We start from the raw sequence: 24,266 nt of genomic DNA, 5'->3' as shown, positions 1-24,266 counted from the left end.
GTATCTCTTTTAAAAATCCAACAACCTTACAAAGAAGTTAAAAAGCTCTAAACAAGGGCTTTATCTTATTTTTCCGTTTGAAAAAGCGGACTTTTTTAATAATCCTTAGAAATAAAGAACATGAATAGCGGAAAAAAAATTTAAATTTATTTTTATTAGTTAATTCGTATCTCAAAAGACAGCTGATGATTTCAAAGTCTCTTGACTTAATAAATGAATCAAAAAATCGCGATTGAAGATAGTAACGGTATTCATTTGTAAAATGTTCTCTAAACTTTACCCCTCCAATATTGTCTAATTTTTCACTCCACTGGACTAAAGAGCTTGTTATTCCAGGAATACGCTTATCTGGATTCAAAGTCATTTTTTCCGAATGATTTAATTTATATAGATCAGGGTTAACTAATACTAATGAAGTAAAAATGGCTTGTATGCTATCGTCAAAATTGACTAAACGGATCCATAAATCATGATCAACACCACTTCTAACCAAAGGGTCATAACCACCAATTTGCTTTAAGAAACTTGTTCTATACATTTGTGCCCCAACCGGAGGGGTAAAACCTAATAGCAAGGCCGATTTCAAATCTAACTTTCTTCCTTCAAAAGAGTATTTTACTTTATTGCGACGATAACCACAAAAAATACAATCACCACCCTGAACTTCTCTATACATACTTGATAGATAATCATTTTCCCATTGATCATCATCGTCTATGAATGTAAACCATGCACCAGAAGAGCTCTTTAGAGCTTCATTTCGAGAAAATGCTAGCCCCTTATTTTCTTCATTATTCATAACTATTAAATCAGGATAAATAACTTTTAACTCTTGAAGAATAGTGAACGTATTATCCGTCGAACCATCGTTAACAACAATCAACTCAAAACCCATAAAACTTTGGGATAAAACTCTTTCTATAGCATTTTTAATAAGATAATCACGATTGTAGGTGCATAAGCAAACTGTAATTTTCATATCACTCTTCCCCTTAAATAATTGTATACTTAATAAGTCGCCTTATAAGTAGGTTAAGTTTACTTAATAAACAATCTGGGTTTTTAAGGTAAATGATAAAGTATTTTCTTAATGTGAGAAAATTACTAATTAAGTCTTTTTTCAAACCAACTTTACTTACGCTATCAGTTATTTTATCATTTCTACCTATACGGTAGTAAACCATCGATTGAGGTAAATGAGTAATTCTATACCCTGAAAATATCAACCTTCTATATATATCGCTATCAATACCTCTAGGAAAACGATAATCAAACCCCCCGACATTGAAGAAAGCTGACTTTCTAATTAATGTTGTCGATGGGTAGATAACACCATTACGATTTAAAAAGTGTTTTTCTAAATCATTAGGCCAATTAATGAGTTTATCTTGGGGTTCGTTAATTCCATCAAATTCTGTCACATTTGTACATACTACAGCTATATTTTCGTCTGTTTTAATACAATCAATTTGTTTTCCCAATTTGTTTTTGTCACTAAAATAATCATCATCATCTAGGAAGGCAATATAGTCATAACGAGCCTCCTCTAGTCCTATCTGCCTTGATCTTGCAAGTCCTAAATTCTTACAGTTTCTTATATAGCGAACACCAAGACTTTCAAAATTAATTTTATGGGTGCCATCAGTAGAAAAATCATCGATCACAATAATCTCAGCGCATTGAATTGTTTGCAACTTCACGCTTTTTATCGCAATAAGTAAATCATTTTTTCGATTATATGTATTTATCACAACGCTAATCATTTTTCCCCTTAATCAACTTACTTTTGTACCCAATTACCTTGTAATTGCACGGCACATCATAATCTACAAAACAATTAGCGCCTATTATTGCTCCTTCACCGACTTCAATATTTCCGACTACAACTGTATTAGCTCCTATAAAAACATTATTACCGATAATAGGTCCTTTATCATCCGCTAAGGATTTAACGCCTATAGTCACATTTTGCATTATGGTACAGTTTTCACCTATAGTTACACCATTACTCTTACCAATAACGATGCCTATTGGATGAGGTAATTTTGTAGATTTTGGTAATTCTCTAGATATTACACAACTAAACATAACTCTTGGGTCTTTATACCTAATAGCTAATCTACTAGTATAGAAAAGTGGAAGGACTACTTTTTGTAAAAAAGCTTTAATTACCATTATCACCAAACCTTTTATTCATGAGATAAAACCATACGAGCAATGAAATTGAATTTGCTAAAAGAGTAATTTCAGCAGCACCACTAATCCCTCTATATTTGATTGCTGGTATAAGAAAAATAAGAAATACGCCAGCCCTAATCAACTCAATAACAAACTTATCTTTCGTCTTTTTAAAAGCCAAGAAATAGCTATCAATCTTTACCGCATTAATTGCCATTGCAAAACATAGCAGTTTCAAAACATAGTAACCTTGCTCCCATTTTTTCCCAAACCAAAATTCGAGAGCGATTGGCATTAGAATATTAAATAGGATAGAAATGATAAAAAGAATTAAACTCATTTTAATCACAATATGAATATAATTCTCATTCTTATTCTTTGTTAAAATAGGGAACAAGGCATTTGAAATAGATTTAAATGGATTAGCTATTAGAGCGCTACATATTGAATACATAAAAATATAAACTCCCAAATCCGAGATAGTCAGATACTTTGCAATAAGTAAATTATCCAACCTAGATGTCACATAGAAAAGTATACCACTAAAAAATATCCACCCCCCATACGAAAACATCACACCAAGTTCTTTCATTTCAAAATAAAAACTTGGCCTTCTACCACTAAAAAGATATCCAACGGAGTTAAATATCAAGCTTTTAAAAAAATATCCAATGATAATTGCTTCGTATGTAAGCCCATTAAACAATAAGTAGACAGTAATGGTAGCCTGAGCAATACTAGATAAAAAATTATGAACAATTAATTTTTTATATTGCATTAACCTTCTTAACTTGTAGTAAGTAGGAGAGTTAAAAGAATCAAATAAAAATATAAAACCTAATAAAAATAGATATGAGTTTAAGTTATCGAACTCTTCTGAAATATCATAATACCTAGCAATACAACAAACGATTAAAAATAGCACTAATCCTTTACTAAATTCTATAGTCCAAGCAATGTCTTCTTCCCTCTTTGAGATACTATCAGCTGCAATTAAATACTCTTTGACCCCCAGCTCTTTAACTGACTCAAGCATATTCATCACTACCATAACTAAGCCAACAGCTCCGAAATCTGTTTTAGACAACATAGCTCCACTAAATAGCATCACAACAAAAGAGGATGCTGTGGCCATATTACTAATAACAAGCCAACTAAAGCTCCCTTTTAAAATACTCAAAATAAACCTCAATCAAAAATAGTAAACTTACAGAGTAGAAAAATGCCTTGGTTACTTTTAACAATTCCGAGCCAACTAATAAAGATTTAAACTACATAAAATCAACACTGAATACTTAATAACATTTATTTAGCAATTTTCCTTACGATCAACTTAATTTCCACGTAAGGGAAATAACTAAGAACTTAGTAAATTCATTAAGCAACTTTCTATATTTGGTAGGTCTAGCACAAAAAATAGTGTAGCGGGCTTACTTGTCATAAAAAGTCATCTACTTTATTTTTAAAAGCTTTTAGTGCCATCATAAAAAATCGAAAAAGTGGAGTAATCATTTACCCTTCATCTTAAAACCACCTTCTATAATAGCTCACTAACGCTAAACTCTCCATTTTAAAACAAGCACCCTAAAGAAGAGGCAACGGCAGTCCCCCCTACAAACCTTAAACTAAATTAAATTAAATAATTTTATCAGGGTGATTGAAAATCAATCGACCAAGTCGTTAGACAGCATTTTTAACACACACAAAGATCCCATTATATTTTTTGTCTATTTTTAAACATTCATACCGATAATTTAAAATAAAAGAACAGATAACCGATTACAAGTAAAAACATTTACTCACAATATGAAATCTAAAGGCCATATAAATAGCTCACAAAAATCATATTCCACGTACAAATAGAGCATTATTAATACTTTAGGCTAACCACTATTATTAAATCAGAATACGTTCAGTTTCTAAAATCACTCTGATTATCGACAAACCACTGATAAGCCAAACTTACCCCCCCCTCTAAAGAAACAGAACATTCCCATCCTAATGATTTAAGACGATCAACATTCATCAATTTACGCGGCGCACCGTCAGGCTTAGTTGAATCGAATTTTATATCTCCTTCAAATCCGACGACTTTAGCAACGGTTTCGACCAATTCCCGAATAGTACAATCCACGCCACTTCCTACATTAATATGACTTAACATAGCTTGAGTGTTTTCATCGTAAGTTTTCTTGTCTAGATTCATCACATGAATAGAAGCTTCGGCCATGTCATCCACGTATAAAAACTCACGCATGGGCTTGCCACTGCCCCATGCAACTACTTCTTTATCTCCATTTACCTTTGCTTCATGAAAACGGCGGATAAGAGCGGGGATAACATGGCTGTTTTCTGGGTGAAAGTTGTCACCAGGGCCATAAAGGTTCGTTGGCATTACACTACGGTAATCTCTGCCATGTTGACGGTTATAGCTTTCACAAAGCTTAATACCTGCTATTTTAGCGATAGCATAAGGCTCATTGGTTGGCTCTAAGGTGCCTGTTAATAAAGCCGATTCTGCCATCGGTTGCTCTGCTAATTTAGGGTATATGCACGATGAGCCTAAAAAGAGTAGTTGTTGTACATTAGCCATATGAGCACTATGGATAATATTGCACTCAATCATTAAGTTTTCATAAATGAAGTCAGCAGGGTAAGTATTGTTTGCGTGGATACCACCCACTTTGGCTGCGGCTAAATATACCTGATCAATCTTTTCGTTCTGAAAAAAATCAGATACTGCCTGTTGGTTAAGTAGATCCAACTCTTTACGAGAGCGAATAACAATTTCAACATCTTCAGCTTTTTCTAGCTGACGAACGATCGCAGAGCCGACCATGCCATTATGACCCGCTACAAATATTCTCTTCTTCGCGTTATTCATAATTATGCGTTCTCAATCGATACAGCAACATTAAAACCATGTTTCTTTAGAAGTGCATGCTGTTTGGCATTTTGTAGATCATTCGCCACCATCTCAGCACACATTTCTTCTACTGTGATTTGAGGTGTCCAACCAAGTTTTTCTTTTGCTTTTGATGGGTCACCTAATAAGGTTTCTACTTCAGCGGGGCGGAAATAACGAGGGTCTACTTTCACGATAACATCACCTACATTTAATGCAGGTGCATCGTTACCTGTGATAGATTTTACAGTAGCAACTTCATCAAGACCTTTGCCACTAAATTCGAGCTCAATACCTGCTTCTTTTGCAGATAGTTTAATAAAATCGCGCACAGATATTTGCTTTCCTGTAGCAATAACAAAGTCATCGGCTTTATCTTGCTGCAGCATCATCCATTGCATACGAACGTAATCTTTTGCATGTCCCCAGTCTCGCAGCGCATCCATATTGCCTAGGTACAAGCAAGTCTCTAGCCCTTGGGCAATGTTTGCCAAACCACGAGTAATTTTACGGGTTACAAAGGTCTCGCCACGACGTGGTGACTCATGATTAAACAGTATGCCGTTGCACGCATACATGCCGTAAGACTCACGGTAGTTCACCACTATCCAGTACGCATACATTTTTGCGACAGCATAAGGGGAACGCGGATGAAATGGCGTGGTTTCTTTTTGTGGAATTTCTTGCACTTCACCATAAAGCTCTGAAGTAGAGGCTTGGTAAAATTTCGTTTTCTTCTCTAGACCCAAAAAGCGAATCGCTTCAAGCAAGCGTAACGTACCCATTGCATCGACATCCGCGGTATACTCTGGCGCCTCAAAAGATACTGCCACATGAGACTGAGCGCCCAAGTTATACACTTCATCAGGCTGAATATCTTTTATGATGCGCGTTAGGTTAGATGAATCAGTAAGGTCGCCATAATGTAAGAAGAACTTTTGATTTTTTTCGTGATTATCCTGATAAATATGATCAACACGTTCAGTATTTAATGAAGAAGAGCGACGCTTAATACCATGAACTTCATAGCCTTTTTCTAACAAAAATTCAGCAAGATACGAGCCATCTTGCCCTGTAATACCGGTAATGAGTGCTTTCTTAGTCATATTTCCCTCAAGTCTTAACTATAATTTTTCAAATTATTTCAATGAATCTCGTTTTAATGCTGTTCATCTAACAAGCATTAAGTAATATTTTTTCTACTAAGCTATCTGTGTGTGCTTGATCACTACTCTCAACATAGCATCTCAGCTCAGGAGCATTGCCAGACGGTCTTAAATGAACAACATCTCCATTACTTAAAGTCATTCTCAGTCCGTCGGTTTCATCGATAGAAACGACTTCTAATGTTTCGCCCTGTTCAACAATACTTTCTAGCAGTTCAGCTTGCTTTGCTTTACTGGCTTTTAAATCTGCAATGATCTGTTTACTGGTTTCTGTTGAAATGTCTTTTATTCGATCACTGGCTGTATAGCGCTCCGCAAACTCAGCACTTATCAGGCTAATGACTCTTTGCTGTAGATGTGACATAGCAAGCACAATCAAGATAGGTAAAACAGAGTCACGTGTTGGTAAAGCATGCAAGGTTTGCTTGTTTACTTGCATATCAGAACCTACTAAAAAACCGCCGTTGCCTTCGTAGCCAACAATACTAAAAGACGCTAAACCTGTACTTAGAGCGCTTTGTTCTAGTTGCACCATACCGGCGATAACATAAGGCGAGCCAATTTTAGTACGTAGGCTGGTTCTAGCTGGGGTTTGTTTTTTACCTTCAAGCTCCAGTACAGTATTCACATTGACCGGTGCGGCTACATGAGTAGCGTCTAGGTAATTCGCACACAATACGCCAAGAATATCACCGCGCAGCCAATGACCTTTTTCGTCACTGATAAGCGGACGATCGCCATCACCGTCAGTAGAAACAATAGCGTCTAAACTGTATTGCTTCGACCAATCGAGTCCTTTTTGCTTATCTTCCTCTGATACTGCTTCAGTATCTATTGGCACAAAAATCTCGGTACGTTCAAGTGAAACAACTTCTGCACCAAATTGAGCTAATAGCTCTTTGATCACATCACGAGCGACGCTGGAATGTTCATACACACCAATACGTTTACCTTGCAACATATCTTTGGGGAATAAAGCGGTATAACGTTTTTTGAATAACTCAATCGCTGTGTTACTTACCGCCGGCAATATGGCTTGTTCAACCTGCTTTGCTAAACCAGTAGGAATAGACACATCACCATTCATAATGCTGGCTTCATCGGCTTTACTAATTTCACCGTCAGGGCGGTAGAACTTAATACCATTACGATCAAAAGGAATATGGCTCCCCGTGATCATCACGGCTGGCATGTTATTTTGCATGGCATAAAACGCCAACGCAGGCGTTGGTAAAGAGCCACAATAAATAGTGTCTGCGCCGCTGCCTTCAATCGCCGCTAAACAAGCTTTAGCAATGTCTGGGCTACTTGGGCGCAGGTCGATTCCCACTGCCACTCTATTCGAGCGAGGGCACACTTCTTGAAGGAAGGATCGAACAAAAGCGAAGCAAAGCTCAGGCGTCAAATCTTTAACAAGACCTCTCACGCCACTGGTACCAAAAGCAACACCTAGCTCGTCACTCAGTGTTTTAACTTTTATTTTGTTAGAATCTGACATTATTCTGAGCGCCCATATCTTTCACTAAAACGCACTATGTCGTCTTCACCTAAATAACTACCTGACTGTACTTCGACCAATTCAAGAGGGATCTTCCCGGGGTTTTCTAACGCGTGTACTACGCCAACTGGAGTGTAAGTGGATTCGTTTTCCGTTAGTAGAATTTCTTTGTCATCGTTTGCAATTACATAACGAATAACTACAGATGCGATAGTTTTTTCATCAACAACCTCTAAGGTTTTCATTTAATCATTCCCAAACAAATCTCTTGTATAGACTTTATCAGCCACGTCATCTAAATCACTTGTCATGCGGTTAGCAATCACCACGTCTGCAGTCTGTTTAAAGACATCAAAATCACGATACACTTTTGAATGAAAAAACTCATCGTCCTGTAATTCTGGCTCGAACAAGATAACCTCCACACCTTTAGCTTTTAGACGCTTCATTACACCCTGTATCGCAGAGGCTCTAAAGTTGTCTGACCCTGTTTTCATTATAAGGCGATAAATACCAACGACTTTAGGATTACGCTTTAAAATAGCGTCAGCAATAAAGTCTTTACGTGTCGTGTTTGAGTCGACAATGGCGCGAATTATGTTGTTTGGAACGTTTTCGTAGTTTGCTAATAATTGTTTTGTATCTTTTGGTAAACAGTAGCCACCATAGCCAAAGGAAGGGTTATTGTAATGCCCACCGATACGAGGATCTAACCCCACACCTTCAATAACTTGCTTTGTATTTAAATCATGAGATTCACAGTAGGAATCTAGTTCATTAAAGTAAGCCACACGCATAGCTAGATACGTGTTCGAAAACAACTTAACTGCTTCAGCCTCGGTTGAATCTGTGTATAAAATATCTATATTTTGCTTTATTGCACCCTGCTCTAATAAGGATGCAAATTGCTTAGCGCGTTCAGAGTCCTCGCCGACGATAATACGTGATGGATATAAATTATCATGAAGAGCTTTACCTTCACGTAAGAATTCTGGTGAAAATAAAATATTCGACGTTTGAAATTTTTGATTAATACGTTTCGTATATCCAACGGGCACCGTAGACTTGATTACCATAACCGCATTTGGGTTAACCTCAAGCACATCTCGGATAACACTTTCAACAGATGAAGTGTTAAAATAATTCGTCTCAGGGTCATAATCTGTTGGTGTCGCGATTATGACAAAATCTGCGTTTTTATAGGCTATTTTTTTATCTAGTGTAGCAGTAAAGTCAAGTACTTTATTTACCAAGAAATCTTCTATTTCAACATCAGCAATAGGAGACTTTTTATTATTAAGCATCTCTACTTTTTCTGGAATAACATCGACAGCAACAACGCTATTTTTTTGTGACAATAGCATCGCATTAGATAACCCAACGTAGCCTGTTCCTGCTATGGCAATTTTCATTTTCATTATGCCTTTTGATCTTTCAATTCGCTCTGGAACTCGTTGTACCAAGCGACAAACTTGGCCATACCATCTTGTATAGTTGTTGCTGGTTTGTATCCTACTGCCGCTTCCAGTTGGGCGGTGTCTGCGTAGGTCTTAGGCACATCGCCTGGCTGCATGTCCATGTAGATTTTCTTAGCTGGTTTGCCACAAGCAGACTCAATAGCTTCTATAAATTCAGATAACTGGATAGGCTGATTGTTACCAATATTGTAAATAGAATATGGGGCTTTCTTTTCCGCTTCTTGTCCTTCTCTCTGTTTACTAGGAATAATATCCTGAATACGGATCACGCCTTCTACAATGTCATCAATGTAGGTGAAATCACGCATCATTTTTCCGTGGTTAAATACCTTGATCGGCTTATCGTTCAAAATGGCTTCGGTAAATAGCCAAGGCGCCATGTCAGGTCGGCCACCAGGGCCATAAACTGTGAAGAAGCGTAATCCTGTAGTAGGAATGTTATAAAGATGAGAATAAGAGTGCGCCATCAGTTCGTTGGCTTTCTTACTAGCCGCATACAATGAAACAGGCTGATCAACCTGGTCAGATTCACTAAATGGAACCTTTGAGTTCATACCGTAAACTGAGCTTGAAGAGGCATATACTAGATGCTCCACCTTGTTTTGGCGGCAACCCTCTAGAATTGTCAGCATGCCAATTAGGTTGCTGTCAGCGTATTCGAACGGAGCCTCAATAGAATAACGTACTCCCGCTTGAGCAGCTAAATGGATAACTCGTTGAAATTGCCCTTCTTTAAAGAGTTGAGCCATTCCTTCACGATCCGCAAGATCCAATTTTACAAAGCGAAATTGCGTATGAGGCAGCAACTTACCCAAACGATGTTGTTTTAGTTCAGGAATGTAATAAGTATTTAAATTGTCTAGGCCTACTACATCATGGCCGGCATCGAGCAAACGCTGACAAACGTTCATACCAATGAAGCCAGCGGCCCCAGTTACAAGAAATTTCATATTATATAAATTCCAAAATTCAAATATGTATCAATGCTATCGCTGTCTATTCACCCGATTAGCGTTTCAATTATTAGCGCCCATATCTATCACTAAAACGCACTATGTCGTCTTCACCTAAATAACTACCTGACTGTACTTCGACCAATGCAAGAGGGATCTTTCCTGGATTCTCTAACGCATGTACCACGCCTACTGGAATGTAAGTCGATTCGTTTTCCGTCAGCAGTATCTCTTCATCGCCGTTTTGTACTTTTGCCGTACCAGATACTACGACCCAATGCTCAGCTCTGTGATGATGCATTTGCACACTGAGTTTTTCACCTGGTTTTACCATGATGCGTTTCACTTGATGGCGTTCGCCCAGATCAACCGTTTGGTAGCTTCCCCAAGGACGATGCACTGTGGTGTGAAACATGTGCTCTTCACGCTCTTCTGCTTTTAGGCGCTTAACAATTTTCTTCACGTCTTGGGCGTTGTTTTTGTCCATCACCAATACCGCATCGGCGGTTTCTACAATGACAAGATTATTCACTCCAACAGCCGCCACTAAGCGAGATTCAGCTCGTACTAGGCAGTTATTTGAGTTTTCTGCCATCACATCGCCCAGCAGCACGTTTTGCTCGGCGTCTTTCTCGGCGTAGTCATACAAGGCATCCCAAGCACCTATGTCACTCCAATCCCCTGCGTAAGGGACAACTTTGGCGTTTTGGGTGGGTTCCATAACAGCATAATCAATGGAGTCTTCTGGGCAAGCAGCAAAGGCTTCTGGGTCAATACGCACAAAATCCATGTCTTCATTGCGTGCCAGGTAAGCCAGAGTTACTGCCTCAAAGATATCTGCTCGATGGCATGCTAACTCAGACAAATAAGCTTTGGCTTTAAACAAGAACATACCGCTGTTCCAGAGGTAATCTCCAGAATCTAGGTAAGATTGTGCGGTTTCTAGGTTTGGCTTTTCGACAAATTCTGCAACAGCAAAATCGTCACCAGCACGAATATAACCATAGCCAATTTCAGGGCGAGTCGGTTGCACACCGAAAGTCACCAAGGCATCTAGCCCGGCCAGTTCAGCGGCTTGCTGAATGGCTTTTTCGAAAGCTGTAACATCACGAATAACATGATCAGCCGGTAGTACCAATAAAAGCGCATCTTCTAGACTTTTATGTTCTGCTTCTAATGCCGCTAGTGCAATGGCCGGGGCCGTATTACGACCTTTTGGTTCCAATACTATGCTCGCGCCTGTTACACCAATTTCTTGTAATTGCTGGGCTATCAAAAAACGGTGGTCTTCGTTACAGACTACAATCGGAGCACTTACGTCTAGGGCCTTGGTCCTGTTAGCTGTTTGTTGTAAAAGACTGTATTGCGCATCGGTAAGTGGCAAGCATTGCTTAGGGAAGTGTTCACGAGACAAGGGCCATAAGCGACTGCCTACGCCTCCCGATAAAATAACAGGAATAATTTTCACTCAAGACCTTCTTTTACATTATCTAGTTCGACAATAGTCACAAAATTCACTTTTAATACTAGGCGTTTCATTGTGTCGATTCTGCCATGTTGTTCGCAACCTCTTCGCGGAGGGATTCTATTTCTAATGCGAGCTCTTCGTGTTCTTTGAGCTTTCTTTGTAAAAACTGGTGAGTTAACAGTGCTTTGTCTTCAATCCCTTTGGGTGTTAGCAGGTACAGATACTTAGCTTTGTCGTCACTTCTTTTAAAATTGCCTGCCTTGACTAAGCCTTTTTCTATCAAGGCTTTTAAGCAAAAATTGGTTTTGCCTAAGCTAATACCTAAGCGCTTTGCCAGCTCACGCTGACTTAAATCAGGATTGCTTTGCAGCTCTTTCAAAATTTTATAGCGATATTCATCAGACAACATAGAGAGCAACTTGATAGTCAATCATCAGGATAAAAAGAGAAATATAGACAGAGAAAGCACTTCCTTAGCATTCTATTGAAACAGCATCCGTTCATCAGGTGAACGATATTAAAACACTCGATTTAATGTTGCAAACAATGAGATTGAAAACACATAAAAAATCCATAAAGATTAAAATATCTGTAGGACTAAGATTACAAGCGTAGGAACAGGATTACAAAATTGAGAATAATAACAGTTGATTGATTGGCTTTATGCGCTTCAACCAACTTGACCCGTTACTTGTAGGTCGTGGCTTTAGCCCGAATGCCACTGTGCTAATAACCCCAAGCAAGCGAGACGCCTGTGATTAGAGTGACGTTTTTGTCTGAGGAGCGCTACCAATGATTTGGACTTTGACCCTCGTTTGAAACACAGAGTCTCCAGTTACCGGCCGCTCTTTTTTAGGTATTCCAGCCCACAAGGGCAAGGGCTCGTTTTTCGCTTCAGCCGACCTACAGTGGGAGCCCATGGGGGGGTTCTGGCCCATGAGGGGTAATCATAGCTTGGCCTATGGAGTTACAGAACCCGACTTAGCAATGCCTCTCTTCCATAAGCAATCGCTCCTTCCTCGCTTCATCCGGCCTACGAGATCCGGCCAATGAATAGCGAGAGAGCGAGGTCTGGTCTACATGTTAGCGTTTTTCGTATTCGTAATAGCCTCGTTGCTCTGTCATGTCGTATAAACTGTACTTATGAATAAGCTTTTGTCCGCCGTCTCGGGTGAGTGGTGTCCAGCCTACGCTACCTCGCTTAACGGTAGATGAGGTGGTGATCTGATCAAACGGAAACGACATGAATACGCCTTTGGTAAAGCTACCTTCACCGTAGTCTTCACTGCTTACATCCGTCATAGTGGCGTAAGCCCCCATTCTAAAACCGTTAGAAAATTCACGAGTCACAGTGAGTGTCGCACCATTGTCTTTCGCCAAATAGCGCCCTACATTTAGCTCTGCCGAGACACCATCCCAAGGGCTTTGGTAATACAGATTTACATGCCCTAAAACCGTTTGGTAATCCCTAAAGCCAAATCTCTGATCAAAGTCACGTTGTTTAACGGCATCCAAGTCTGCGCCGATAGCCCAACGGCTGCCCAACGGGCGATACAGTATCTCGCCACCCACACCGCCATACATATACTCTAAATAACCGCCGTATACTTGGGTGTACCAGTTTTTAGCCGGGTTACCAAACCATGTGGCCTGCAAGTCATTGACCCCAAAATCCGACGTCGTAAGGTACTCACGAATATAGGTACGCACTCTTGGTAAATTACTTGGCGCGTCGTATTTAAAGTTATCGTAGTTGTTCAGCATATTGGCGGAGACCGCACCGCTTAACGAAAAATTATCGGTTAATTGTAATGTAGCGCCACCTTTTAAAATCACCTGATACAAGAAGAAACCGTCTGGCCCACCCATACTTTGGTTCATACCTGGTGTTAAAGAGAAGCTTAGTGGATCATAGGGCTTACTCCACACTTCCTCCCCTTGAAGCGCTTGCGGCTCTGTTACGTAAGCCAAGGCAGCGTCTTGATTGAAACCACCATCGTAATCGTGTTGCGCTCTAAATTGGCTACGGCCGATTTGAGTTTCGGTTTGCGCTAACCCATTTTCAGTTTCAACAATTTTAAACTGGTTAATTTGTTCGCCCGTCGCATTGTAAGCAATGGCCGCGGTGCGCTCATCGGCCTGATGACGGTCACGATATTTGGTTTGGCTGCCAACGATCGTCAAACTGTGGTCAGTCTGATAAATAGCCGTTGGCGCTAAACCAGCGTTATTTGCCAATTGATTGGCAACTTGATCCCAATCTGTCGCTGTGGTGTTGTCCGCTTTCGCCTCAGGCTCTGTAGATGTAACCTCTGGAGCAGGGCTAGCCTTTGCTTGAGCCGAGCTGTGACTTAGGCTTGCCACTTCGGCAGGGCTAAAGCTCGACGACGAAAACGCAGGGTGATTCGGCCCTACGTCCATAATATTCGAGTCATTGCTGCTCGCAACCTGATCTTTAACGACTGGGCCTTCAGGGTGCGACGGCTCAGTAATAAGTGGTGCTGCTCGATAAGCCACAGGCTCACCCTGAAAAACGGCAGGCTTTGCCTTAAGATGCACTGGCTCTGGGTCGTGCTTTAAAGTCACTACATCTTTGGTTAGGTTACCGTGGAAGGTCACCCCAAAAGCAAGCGTATTGCCACGCTCATAGGCTAGCTGCACATCCATATAATCGGTTACTTTGAGGCTTGCACCGATATTAAACCGTGAATCTTGCTTTAGGTTATTATCTAAAGGTTCACTTTGGTAATCATTGCCATCGTACTCAAGCTTGAGCGTTAATGGCTGCCAGGGAGTTTGGTATTCTACACCAGCAAAAATAGCCGCGCTGTCACCACTAAAAAAGCTTCCTGTATTAATTGTGCCGCCCGTGTCCGAGTCTCTCGAGCGTTCACAAAAGCGATCCGTGGCCGTACAAGCCGGATTCGAAATGTCTCCTGCGGCACCTAGGTAACCCCATGCTACTCCTAGAGTAATATCAAAAGGCCCAATGCGCTTCGTGGCGTTAATAAACTCGGACGAGAACAGCCCAGTACCGCCAATGTCTTGAAAGCCCAGCGCAATTTCTGGCGTGTAATAGCCCTCTTCCCATAGACGGAACTTCACGTCGACACCTTTGTCTTTATAACTTTGGTCACCAGATAAATCTTCTGAACCATAAAGGCGATTGGTAATGTCAACATAGCGAATAGAGGCATTAAACCAAGACAAGGGCTGTAAATTGACTGCACCAAATACATAAGGGTCAATACGAGAATAGCTGAAGCTCACATCCCCTTCTGGTGCCATGCGAGCACTGGGCATTTGCATCAAGCCCATACCACCAAAATCATCACGAGATGGCGTCACTTGATCTGTCCATGCCCCCCAAGTAGACACACAAGGCAGCAGCAAACCAGCGGTAAAACACATTTTAAACAACGACATATAACACTATCCAAAGCTTGCTAAATCAATATGGGAGAACCTGAGCGGCATAAAGAGTGACCATGGCACGGTTAAAGGCTTGCTGGTCTTGCAAAGGCACATAAATCACACTACCTGGCGCTAAATGGGCCTTTTGTGCATTCCAATAACTCACCCCTATTTGGCGTATGTTAGCGTCTGGGGTAATTACCCATACGACGCTTGGGTCAGCTCCCGCTAAGCGTATAATCTGATGCACATACTGCCTTACGGTCTTGCCCCCCACGAAGGGCACTGCATGATTCTTTACCGCTCCAGAGATTTGCACTGTCGTTGGCCGATAAGGCGCAATAAAGGTGTCGCCTTCTTTTAACAAGCGATTTTGCTTGGGCTTAACCTCTACTAGGTCCCAGTTGAATTGCTTTAGCACACGACCTGTCGCCACAAAGCGGCCCACTTGCTCGGTTAGCGATGCTTTAAGCTCAGGGTCAATCGGCATTGTTTTTAACTGGTATTCTAATGCCCAGCGCATTCGGCTTTGCTCACGCTTTTCGCTCTCACGCAGCATAGCAATGCCTAGGCGGTAAGCTTCTGGCTTTAAGCGCCAAGCATTCACCACAGAGGCCACTCGAGTGGTGAGATCCACCTGATAAGTTTGCGGCGCGGCAAACTGCCCCTTGGTACTTACCTCTAGGGCGACATCGCCTGCTTTCACTGGAAGTGCCATCGTAGATAACAATGCCATTAGCAACATCATCAAATAGGAAGACACTCCCTTTTGCCCGCCTTGCTTTAGACAATCCATGTTCATTGCAAATCCTGAATATAAGGTTTTAAAGTAGTGATGGTGATCATTGGGAGGGTGGGTAATAATTGCTGCTGAGATTTAAACACCACACCCCGGTCATTTAACCAATAATGGTTCACCACACTAAAATCCAATGCTGGAATAGAATAGTGCTCATCGACTTGTGTTAGATTTTGAGTTTTATTTGCTATTACCACGGGCACCGAGCCTTTTACTTGGTAATCAGCACTGAAAGGCAAGTCAAACTGATAGTCCGGCATACTGCTGATCAAGCCATTGGCTTGGTAGTTGCGCTGCTTAAGGCTAACTAAACCTTTTTCTAGCGGGTCGCCCTTAACAAAGCGCACCGCTTCGATATTTACTGGAGATAGACCATCCGTTCGCACAATATGACCAAAGCGCGTCACCACTGCTTCTTTTTCTTCAGAAAGCCATAACCTGTCATGCCCTTCTGCCTTCGCTAACACGACAAATGCTTGCGGTGCATCGCCCATCCTCATATAGCTGGCAGCATAGGTAAGTTGGGCTATTTGTTGGTCTGTCATCACGACATCTGGTGCCGAAAAAACAGAATCATGAAGGGTTTTAAGAGCCATATTGCTGGTACTTGTGCAGCCCGCTAACAGCATGACCATCCCTATCCATAAAAGCTGACACTTCTTCATATACTGGTCTGTCTTTCTTTATAGGTACAAACAAAATAAAGGCCAGCATAGCTGGCCTTTGAGTAAAACAATAATCTTAGTTAGTACCTGTAGTACCTGTCGTACCTGTAGCACCTGAAGAAGAGTTGTTAGAGTCTGAAATGGCGGCTGCTGCGCCTACAGCTGCTGCTGCCGCACCTACAGAGATTGCAGTAATACTGCCCGCCGCCAAACCTGTTGCTCCAGCAACACCGGCCGCCGTTCCAGCAGCTGCCGCTCCAGTTCCTGCTGCCGCTCCAGCTCCAGCCGCTGCGCCAGTTCCTGCTGCAGCACCAGAGCCGGCTGCTGCGCCAGAGCTAGCTGCTGCGCCAGAACCTGCTGCCGAGCCAGAGCCACTTGCCGCGCCGGCTGCTTCACCCGCTGCAAAAGTAGGTACAGAAACCATACAAGCAGAAACAACCAAAGCCGCCATTAGATTCTTTTTCATAAAAACTCCTTTTCTCTCGTTAATAAGTCTTGAATACGATTAATAATAAAATAAAAAAACAGACCCTACTAGGCAATACTTAGTTAAGTCTCATATTTTCAATAAAAGTCACTTTTAAAAAACAAAGCAGGCCACTTTCATTAAGAAGGAGTGACACAAATTTATTTTTTAATGAACTGCCTCATCAATACAATTAGGCATCCTAAAAAACCACCCAATACAATAGACACAGCAACAATCAACTTACGCTTAGGCTTTGATGGCAGCTCCGTAACAACTGCAGGGTCAACAGTTTCAAACACATATTCTTTGCGTGCATTCGCCAACATTAATGTTTTGGTTTGCTGCTCAATCAGCTTAAACAACATATCTCGACTGTCTGTTAAGTTCGTCTTTTCTAGCTGTTCATTCAAATAATTAATACTATTTTTAGCATCTTCCATATCGTGCAAGCGCATTTCTTCATTTAGATCCGACACTAACCAAGACACCCAACGCTGAGCCAGCTCTGGCGAATAGTAATCAATACTCAAGGTCACCATGCCGGTTTTAATGTCTGCGTTTACTGACATAATGTTTTTTAGGAAGTATTGCGTGGCATTCAATATGGTTGGCTTGAGTGTTTTACCTTCGTCATCGGTTAACCAACGACTTTCAGGCTCACTGTAAATCTCATCGTTATATTTAAGAGTATCTGTTTTCTTATTCCACCCCTTTGACGCCATCAGCGGCGCTAAAAGATGATGAGTCTCGATGAAATTTCCTACGAACTTACGGGATTTAAGTACCTGTAGAGCCAGTTCACTTTTATTAGAGCTACCACCACCCAAGCTAATTCCTGCTAAGGACGCCAACCCCCCCAATTGCCCACCGATATTCATACCTGAACCAGATGAGTCAGCAGAAGGTGACAGGAGTATATCGGAACGATAAATATTTGGCTTCATAATGGCATAACCCGCTCCTGCAAGGCCCGCCAGTAAAACACAAATAACAATCCACCACTTCCCTGCCCACAATGCGAAAAACAGTTCCTTTAAATCTATTTCATCATCCGCTAATGGTATCCTTTGTTCATAAGGCGGTATTGAATGCAACTGCTGGGTATTTGTTTGCGTCATAAATAAAACTGTCCCGATTCTTATACGAGTAAACGTAATTGAAAAACAATGATAATTTGTTTTATCTGCTAAACCATATCGCCAGATAGATATCTGGTGATATGGACTTTATTTTCAATCTAATTGATAGCACTCCACGCCACACCAATTTGATACATTATTTGCGACGCTGTGCTTAATGCACTTAGACCATCCAGATAATCCGTATCGATCGGCACTATGATCGCATCACCAGGCTCCAATCTTTGTGAGTCTCGTGCAAACCAATAAGACTGATTTGGCAACATAACCGAGCCGTTTGCACGTATTACATAAATGCGGTCTATGTCGGCTTGTTTTTTCTCGCCACCCGTCATATTTATGTACTCTTGAACCGACTTAGAAGAATCAAAAGTAAAGTTGCTCGCCATTTGCACTTGGCCAAGCACAGAAACCGTATTACGCTCTGGAGGAACAAACAGCTTGTCACCATTTTCAAGCATGACATCTTGCGCTTCATCTCCTCTCAAAATACTTGGCAAATTAATCACCAAACGCCCCATCGCTGGCACGGTATTTAGGTCTTTCACCACACTCAGAGCATCCGTTGGACTGGTGGTGTATTGCGCCGATGTAGTCTGACGACGCAATGCCAACGAGGCAATCTCTTGTCGTAGGTTTTCTGAGAGCATTTTCATTCTCTCTTGCTCTTGCACTCGCAACACTTCGCGACTAAAAATGGCGCCAACAGGGTAAGCGTATTGCGTGAGGCCACCCGCTCGAGCCACTAGATCTGCAATGGTTTCCCCTTTCCCTATTGTATAGGTTCCGGGGTGGCGCACTTCACCTTGTATTTCTACCTTGTTATTCAAAGACCAGTTGGTTTTTTGCTGAATCTCAATACGATCTTTAGACACCAATCTAAAATCGGGTACTTGATTAGAAAGGATCTTGGATAGATCAAATTTATGATGATTAAGAGCCACCTCTCCTGGCATAACCACAGCACGTGTTAATTCTGCCTGGTCTTTTGATGCGGACTCTAACAAACCACCAGCGGCCGCCAGTGCGCTTTTAAGAGATGCGTTTTCAACCAGTGGGTAGGCCCCAGGAAAAGTCACCTCGCCAGACACTTCGTATACCGCTAACGGCTGGCCATTGATCGCTTGTTGACGCAATCGCTCAATAATAGGTTTCAGCAATGTTTGACGTGAATCTGGCCCCGCTTGTTGCTCAATTTCTTCTTGAGACTCAAAAAGATTGGTCGTTACCTGACTGTCTTTTACCAGCTGAACCCCTGTTGTTGGGTCTAACGCTTGTTTTGCTTGACCACCTCGCTTACTGCCTTGTCCCGCATTATGATCAACAGGCTTCGGCTCTTGCCAGGCTTTTACATTCAACTCATCTGAAAAGACAAAGATCTGGTCGCTGTCTTGCAATGCGAGGTTTTGACTATTACTTGGTGAGCTGAGCGCTTCAGATAAATTAAACTGCAATACTTTTATCTGATGACGCGGGCCGAACTCTCTAACAACAAGGGCATATCGCTGATCTGTGTTGGGTAAAAGGTCATCGCTCGCATTGGTGAACAAATCAGAGACTTTCATACCTTCGTGGTAGGCATAGGCACCTTGACGTGTCACAGCACCGCGCACGAGCACCGCATTTTGTAATTGGTCACTGATTTTTTTAAAGCTAACCCGATCACCGTCTTTTAACGCCAGATCGCGCCCACTAGCTGCAGTTAAGTCTGCGGTAATAATGCGTACACCATTAGACTGATAACGCTTCACTTCTACTTGCTGTAAGTAGGCATCTGCCTTACTGCCACCCGCATTTTTAAGCAAATCACCCAATGTTTCACCAAGTCTTGTTTCGTATACTGCTGGGCGACGCACTTTGCCCGTAATGGTTGCACTTGGCCCTTTCGCGCCGACAAATACGGTGTCGCCTGGTTGTAGACGAATGTCATTTTCTGTATTGCCTTGTAGCAATAAGTCGTATAGATCTAGACGATTTACAATTTGATGATTTCGGCGTACAACGATATTGCGCAATGAGCCTGTTTTACGAAACCCACCTGCGGCAATAAGTGCCTGCGTGACTGTGGCAAGACTTGGAATATTGTAAGCACCTGGCTGGTAGACATCCCCTGCGACATAGACCTGCATGGTACGTAATGCCCCTAAGGAAATAGAGACATTAACACCAAGAATTTGTTTTTTAATGCGTTTGGTTAAATCGCTTTTTAATTCTGAAAATTCTTGCCCAGCGACTTGAATCGGCCCCAGAGAAGGAAACTGAATGCTGCCGTCACGACTAACATTCAAGCTGTAACTTTGATTTTGATTGCCAAATAACTGAACGTTTATCTCATCACCCGGCGCAATCATGTAGTTATTTGGTGCGGGTAAATCGTCTACTGGGGTATAGCTAGAAGGCTGACCAGAAAAGAGATCATAACCAAAATCGATTAGCGTGTTTTTAGGTTGGCTGGCTTGTGGCACGCCTTGAGTAACATTGGTGACATTGACAGTACGCGGCTGAATGGTTTCTTGCGGCACAACAGGTGCAGAGCTACTGGAACTGGTTAAATCAGAAAGATTGACACCATATTGCTTTGCTAGCGCTTGCTGCTCTGCTTGAGGCAATTGCTTAAACTGGGCAAGTTGCGCAGCAGAAAACGAGGCGGCGGAGGCCTGACAGGTCATAAAGGCCAACAAAAAGAAGGCTGACTTTATTTTTTCCATTCTCATTAAATATATCCAATCCATTCAAAGTTAAAAGCGAAAATCCCAACTAGCCCAATACGCCCATCGCTCTGAGTCTGCACTAGGGTTTACATTATAATCTGAACCTAGAGTCAATCGATTACTCTTGGCTAAAGGCAATACTACAGAGGCCGATGCTAAATCTTGATCTGGCCCATTGACGGTCTGATAACGCTGGCCTTGTAATGTCCATTGCCAGTTATGAGGCGTTACCCAAATAAGTTTAACGGTTTTTGCGTCACCCATGTCGCTATTATTGATCGACAACTGGTTGTGCAAGCCTGCGAATGTTCTGCGATTAGCCATACCCGTTCGCCACTCATCCTCCCCTTCCGCGGTTAGGGTTTTGGCTTCAAAGATCCAACGTAAATATTGTTGGCCGATATTAAATTGCGTTTGCCAGCCGAACACCGCTGCCGCTAAGGACTGGCTGTTAATCAAGCTTGTTCCTTGAGCATAAACACTTTGTGTGACGGCTGTTTTACTAAGGTAAATGGCGGGTAAACTTAGACGTATATCGCCGCTATATTGGTCTTGCTGGCGCTCATCTGTACTGGTTACGCCAGTGAAATAGCCATCTACACCCTCATCATTAAACCATTTTTGATAGCTTAGCCCTACGTCTAGCCAGCTGGTTGGGCTAAATTCAAAACGACTTGACCACTGTTGCTGATTTTCATTTAAGGTTTCTGTACGACCAATAAAGGTTTCTACATGCCAGTTGCCGATTAATGGTGAATCGTATGCGTCATAGGAGAAGTCGACCCCAGTAACAGCATTGCGTGTGTGTCCCCAGGCTAAGTTGTAGACCCAAGTTGGCCCCCACCAACGCTGAATAGAGCCCAACGAAACATTAGCATCGCCGAAGCTGTAGGCAAAAAAGCTGTCATCAAGAGAGAATTCGTTACTTGTATTACCACGTTTATCTGGCGCATTTTGATAATTAACAGCGAGGCGATACGCGTAGTTATGTTCGGTTAATTCATAACTGGACTGTGCTTGCCATTTTTTGGTCATAGGAGCAGAAAAGCTAGTGTCGTCACGAGCTTGATCAGCATACCCCACTTTAAACCGCTGACGCACTTTGTCCATTTGTGCACGCTGAAGTGCATATAAAACATGAGCGTAAGATTGTTGCAGCGAAGCAGGCATACCGGCTACATCTACAGTTTGCAGATCATCACTAATACGAGCCCATTTTAGTGGGTACGTATTAATAGGAGAATGGATCAATCCAGCATCGGCAAGAACCTGTAAATCAGACCGTAAATACACGTCATCTGGTTCAAACCAAGGAGATGCATTTGCATTGCTAATAACAACCCATGAGGCACAACACAAGAAAACGACGCGATTCATCCATAAAAGTAGCGACTTCATTCCAATAAAGATTCTCAAATATCGTATAGCGATCAAAAAGCCAGCATTGTATATCAAGGTGTTACATTTTGTTACCCTAAAATTAGTAGAGAAATAGGCCAATACGAACTCATTGAGCAAACAAAAAGGATGAGACTTTTCTAACACAAGACAAAGCAAGAAATTCTCTTCATATTTCATCGCTATTAATAGGACAACAGTTAAGTAAGTTTAATAAGGTATTTCGCTATCATCACTATCGCGCCGAGCTAAAAAACCACAAGAGAAAGGCCATTTGGCTGAGCTCAGGCCCCGAGGCCTGTAACTCATACATAGATGAATGCAATCAGCACTAGTGGCGATTCACCCTGTAGTTTCGACTTTAACCTCTGGTTGAGTTTAGATAGTCTCCAGTTACTGGCCGCTCTTTTTTAGGTATTCCAGCCCACAAGGGCAGCGTCAAATGCCTTGTATTAGATGAGTCAATCCAACGCGACACGTGTGATTAAAGTGATGGTTTTTTTACTGCCGAGCGTTACCTAACATTTGGACTTTAACCTATATTTGGAATCGTCTATTCATGAGTTACTGGCCTAAAGGCCAGCCTACAAGTGCAGACCTACAAGTGCAGTACCAGCGCCGATGAATTTGATGTAACCAAACAATGCCAGTCCCAAGAGCACAACCCCCTCCAGCTCCCCCTTGAAGATAAGGGGGAGAGCAATCAGCGGCACATTGCGCTTCGCTTATGATGCCCTACGGGGGGAGTGGTTGGTTCAGTCTTCGTTGGTGGGTAAGGGGTAGTCGAAATGAAGGTAGTCTTGTGCGTAGATGCTTGTTATTACGCTCATGACTTGTTTGTTTTGCTTGAGGCTCTCAAGGTATTCGTTATTAGAATCTGTACTTCTGTTTGCTTGTGCAAGGTCGGATTTTAATCCTAATTTGGATTTCACGTAGTTAAAGTCTTCTTCGATGTTTTCAAACTTGCCGATAAAATCGACGACGATTTCATCGTTGCCATTTACAACAAAATCCGCCTGTGGGCGAAACATCACATGACTTCTAAAGTGGCCTTTTCCTAGCCCTTCTAACACAAACGCTTCAAAACTAGGGTACTGTTTTATTCTCTCTGCAACCATTAGATCGCCGCTTTGGTTTCCCCCTCTTAATAAGTATTTATAGGCTGAATAGGTTCTGTCTAGCGGGTCTCTGACAAAAGCGAACTTGAAGTATTGCTTAAACTTTTGTGCGTCTGATTTTCGGTATACCAGCCAAGAAATATGATCTCTGCCTCCTGCTCTTTTTTTCCCTAGAGACTGAAGAAGGGAGGTTCCAGCGGTTTTTGGGATATGAATAAAAATGCATTTATTCTTATCTTGATATTTCCGATAAGGAAATCGGTTCCTTTTTAAATAGCGCCTACACACAGATCTGAACATATTTTCACCAAATTTTATAAAGTAGCCAACACAAAAGTAAAAGCCATTTTTCATGGTCATATAGAAAGAGCTAGTACCACCTAACCAAAGACTGAAAATTAAACGCTTTAAGCCTATTTCATATCATTCTATTCAAATACATTGCAGAAATTTCTAGGCGACAGTACCCAGACTGTAAAGAAAGCTTTTAAACCATGAATGCTCAACAAACACAGGGCTTTAAGCATGCTTGTTCTATTTAACTGCTGTTTAACTATTAGCCCGAATAAAACGGGGTTTGGGTATCAGAAGAACAAGGCGCGTGTGATGCCGGATTCTCGTTCATTCTTCTCTTCATCCGACCTACGATGAGATAGAGTCATAGACCAGTGATAATTGACCTAGAACCCAGCTACCAAGGGCTTTAAGCATGCCTGTTCTGTTTGACTGTTAGCCCGAATAAAACGAGGTTTGGGTATCAGAAGAGCAAGGCGCGTGTGAGATGCCGGATTCTCGTTCATTCTTCTCTTCATCCGACCTACGATGAGATAGAGTCATAGACCAGTGATAATTGACCTAGAACCCAGCTACCAAGGGCTTTAAGCATGCCTGTTCTGTTTAACTGCTA

General features: G+C 41.7%; 19 protein-coding genes and 1 pseudogene. All 20 read right to left on the bottom strand.

From position 1 onward, the window contains the following. Nucleotides 1–37 precede the first annotated feature (37 nt). Nucleotides 38–979 carry a glycosyltransferase family A protein gene (locus E0D71_RS07100; protein WP_133002613.1) on the bottom strand — a complete coding sequence of 314 codons (942 nt, stop codon included), beginning with the start codon at nt 977–979 and terminating at the stop codon, nt 38–40. Nucleotides 980–992: 13 nt separating this feature from the next. Beyond that, on the bottom strand, nt 993–1,763 hold the full coding sequence (locus E0D71_RS07095) for a glycosyltransferase family 2 protein (protein WP_133002612.1): 771 nt from the start codon (nt 1,761–1,763) through the stop codon (nt 993–995). Next, nucleotides 1,756–2,175, bottom strand: a complete 420-nt coding sequence (locus E0D71_RS07090) for a DapH/DapD/GlmU-related protein (RefSeq protein ID WP_133002611.1) — start codon at nt 2,173–2,175, stop codon at nt 1,756–1,758. Before E0D71_RS07090 ends, E0D71_RS07095 begins: the two co-directional genes overlap by 8 nt. After that, nucleotides 2,165–3,358, bottom strand: coding sequence for an oligosaccharide flippase family protein (locus E0D71_RS07085; RefSeq protein WP_133002610.1), 1,194 nt, complete (start codon nt 3,356–3,358; stop codon nt 2,165–2,167). Before E0D71_RS07085 ends, E0D71_RS07090 begins: the two co-directional genes overlap by 11 nt. A 732-nt stretch (nt 3,359–4,090) precedes the next feature. After that, complete coding sequence (locus E0D71_RS07080) at nt 4,091–5,062, bottom strand: GDP-L-fucose synthase (RefSeq protein ID WP_133002609.1); 972 nt, start codon at nt 5,060–5,062, stop codon at nt 4,091–4,093. Between the two features lie 2 nt (nt 5,063–5,064). Continuing rightward, nucleotides 5,065–6,189, bottom strand: coding sequence for a GDP-mannose 4,6-dehydratase (gene gmd / locus E0D71_RS07075; RefSeq protein ID WP_133002608.1), 1,125 nt, complete (start codon nt 6,187–6,189; stop codon nt 5,065–5,067). A 67-nt stretch (nt 6,190–6,256) separates the two neighbouring features. Further along, the gene (locus E0D71_RS07070) at nt 6,257–7,747 is read right to left on the bottom strand and encodes a phosphomannomutase (RefSeq protein WP_133002607.1); all 1,491 of its coding nucleotides are present in this window, start codon (nt 7,745–7,747) and stop codon (nt 6,257–6,259) included. After that, nucleotides 7,747–7,920 (bottom strand): annotated as a pseudogene (cpsB, locus tag E0D71_RS07065) (mannose-1-phosphate guanylyltransferase/mannose-6-phosphate isomerase); the annotation flags it as partial. The gene E0D71_RS07070 and the pseudogene cpsB, both read right to left, overlap by 1 nt. Before the next feature lie 72 nt (nt 7,921–7,992). Continuing rightward, complete coding sequence (locus E0D71_RS07060) at nt 7,993–9,159, bottom strand: nucleotide sugar dehydrogenase (protein WP_133002606.1); 1,167 nt, start codon at nt 9,157–9,159, stop codon at nt 7,993–7,995. A gap of 5 nt (nt 9,160–9,164) precedes the next feature. Then, on the bottom strand, nt 9,165–10,175 hold the full coding sequence (locus E0D71_RS07055) for an NAD-dependent epimerase (protein ID WP_133002605.1): 1,011 nt from the start codon (nt 10,173–10,175) through the stop codon (nt 9,165–9,167). A gap of 73 nt (nt 10,176–10,248) precedes the next feature. Then, entirely contained in the window at nt 10,249–11,646 is a 1,398-nt protein-coding gene (locus E0D71_RS07050) for a mannose-1-phosphate guanylyltransferase/mannose-6-phosphate isomerase (RefSeq protein WP_133002604.1), read from the bottom strand. Nucleotides 11,647–11,713: 67 nt separating this feature from the next. Beyond that, the gene (locus tag E0D71_RS07045) at nt 11,714–12,055 is read right to left on the bottom strand and encodes a MarR family EPS-associated transcriptional regulator (protein WP_133002603.1); all 342 of its coding nucleotides are present in this window, start codon (nt 12,053–12,055) and stop codon (nt 11,714–11,716) included. Between the two features lie 674 nt (nt 12,056–12,729). Beyond that, nucleotides 12,730–15,072, bottom strand: coding sequence for a YjbH domain-containing protein (locus tag E0D71_RS07040; protein WP_133002602.1), 2,343 nt, complete (start codon nt 15,070–15,072; stop codon nt 12,730–12,732). 25 nt (nt 15,073–15,097) lie between these two features. Further along, nucleotides 15,098–15,862, bottom strand: coding sequence for a capsule biosynthesis GfcC family protein (locus E0D71_RS07035; RefSeq protein ID WP_133002601.1), 765 nt, complete (start codon nt 15,860–15,862; stop codon nt 15,098–15,100). Beyond that, complete coding sequence (locus E0D71_RS07030; protein WP_133002600.1) at nt 15,859–16,524, bottom strand: YjbF family lipoprotein; 666 nt, start codon at nt 16,522–16,524, stop codon at nt 15,859–15,861. Before E0D71_RS07030 ends, E0D71_RS07035 begins: the two co-directional genes overlap by 4 nt. 76 nt (nt 16,525–16,600) lie before the next feature. Continuing rightward, the gene (locus E0D71_RS17385) at nt 16,601–16,990 is read right to left on the bottom strand and encodes a hypothetical protein (protein WP_165942964.1); all 390 of its coding nucleotides are present in this window, start codon (nt 16,988–16,990) and stop codon (nt 16,601–16,603) included. A 161-nt stretch (nt 16,991–17,151) separates the two neighbouring features. Continuing rightward, a complete protein-coding gene (locus E0D71_RS07020) occupies nt 17,152–18,111 on the bottom strand; it encodes a Wzz/FepE/Etk N-terminal domain-containing protein (protein ID WP_133002599.1) in 960 nt (319 codons plus the stop codon). Between the two features lie 119 nt (nt 18,112–18,230). Next, nucleotides 18,231–20,846 (bottom strand): SLBB domain-containing protein, encoded by a 2,616-nt coding sequence (locus E0D71_RS07015; RefSeq protein WP_165942963.1) that lies wholly within the window; start codon nt 20,844–20,846, stop codon nt 18,231–18,233. Nucleotides 20,847–20,870: 24 nt separating this feature from the next. Next, nucleotides 20,871–22,241 (bottom strand): capsule assembly Wzi family protein, encoded by a 1,371-nt coding sequence (locus tag E0D71_RS07010; RefSeq protein WP_165942962.1) that lies wholly within the window; start codon nt 22,239–22,241, stop codon nt 20,871–20,873. 755 nt (nt 22,242–22,996) lie between these two features. Continuing rightward, nucleotides 22,997–23,659, bottom strand: coding sequence for a sulfotransferase family 2 domain-containing protein (locus tag E0D71_RS07005; protein ID WP_243711975.1), 663 nt, complete (start codon nt 23,657–23,659; stop codon nt 22,997–22,999). Nucleotides 23,660–24,266: the final 607 nt, after the last annotated feature.

The organism is Marinomonas sp. KMM3893 (genome assembly GCF_004352855.1).
GTDB lineage: Bacteria > Pseudomonadota > Gammaproteobacteria > Pseudomonadales > Marinomonadaceae > Marinomonas > Marinomonas arenicola.
Note: the sequence above shows the minus strand (reverse complement) of the source record. Positions and strands in the feature narration are given on the sequence as shown.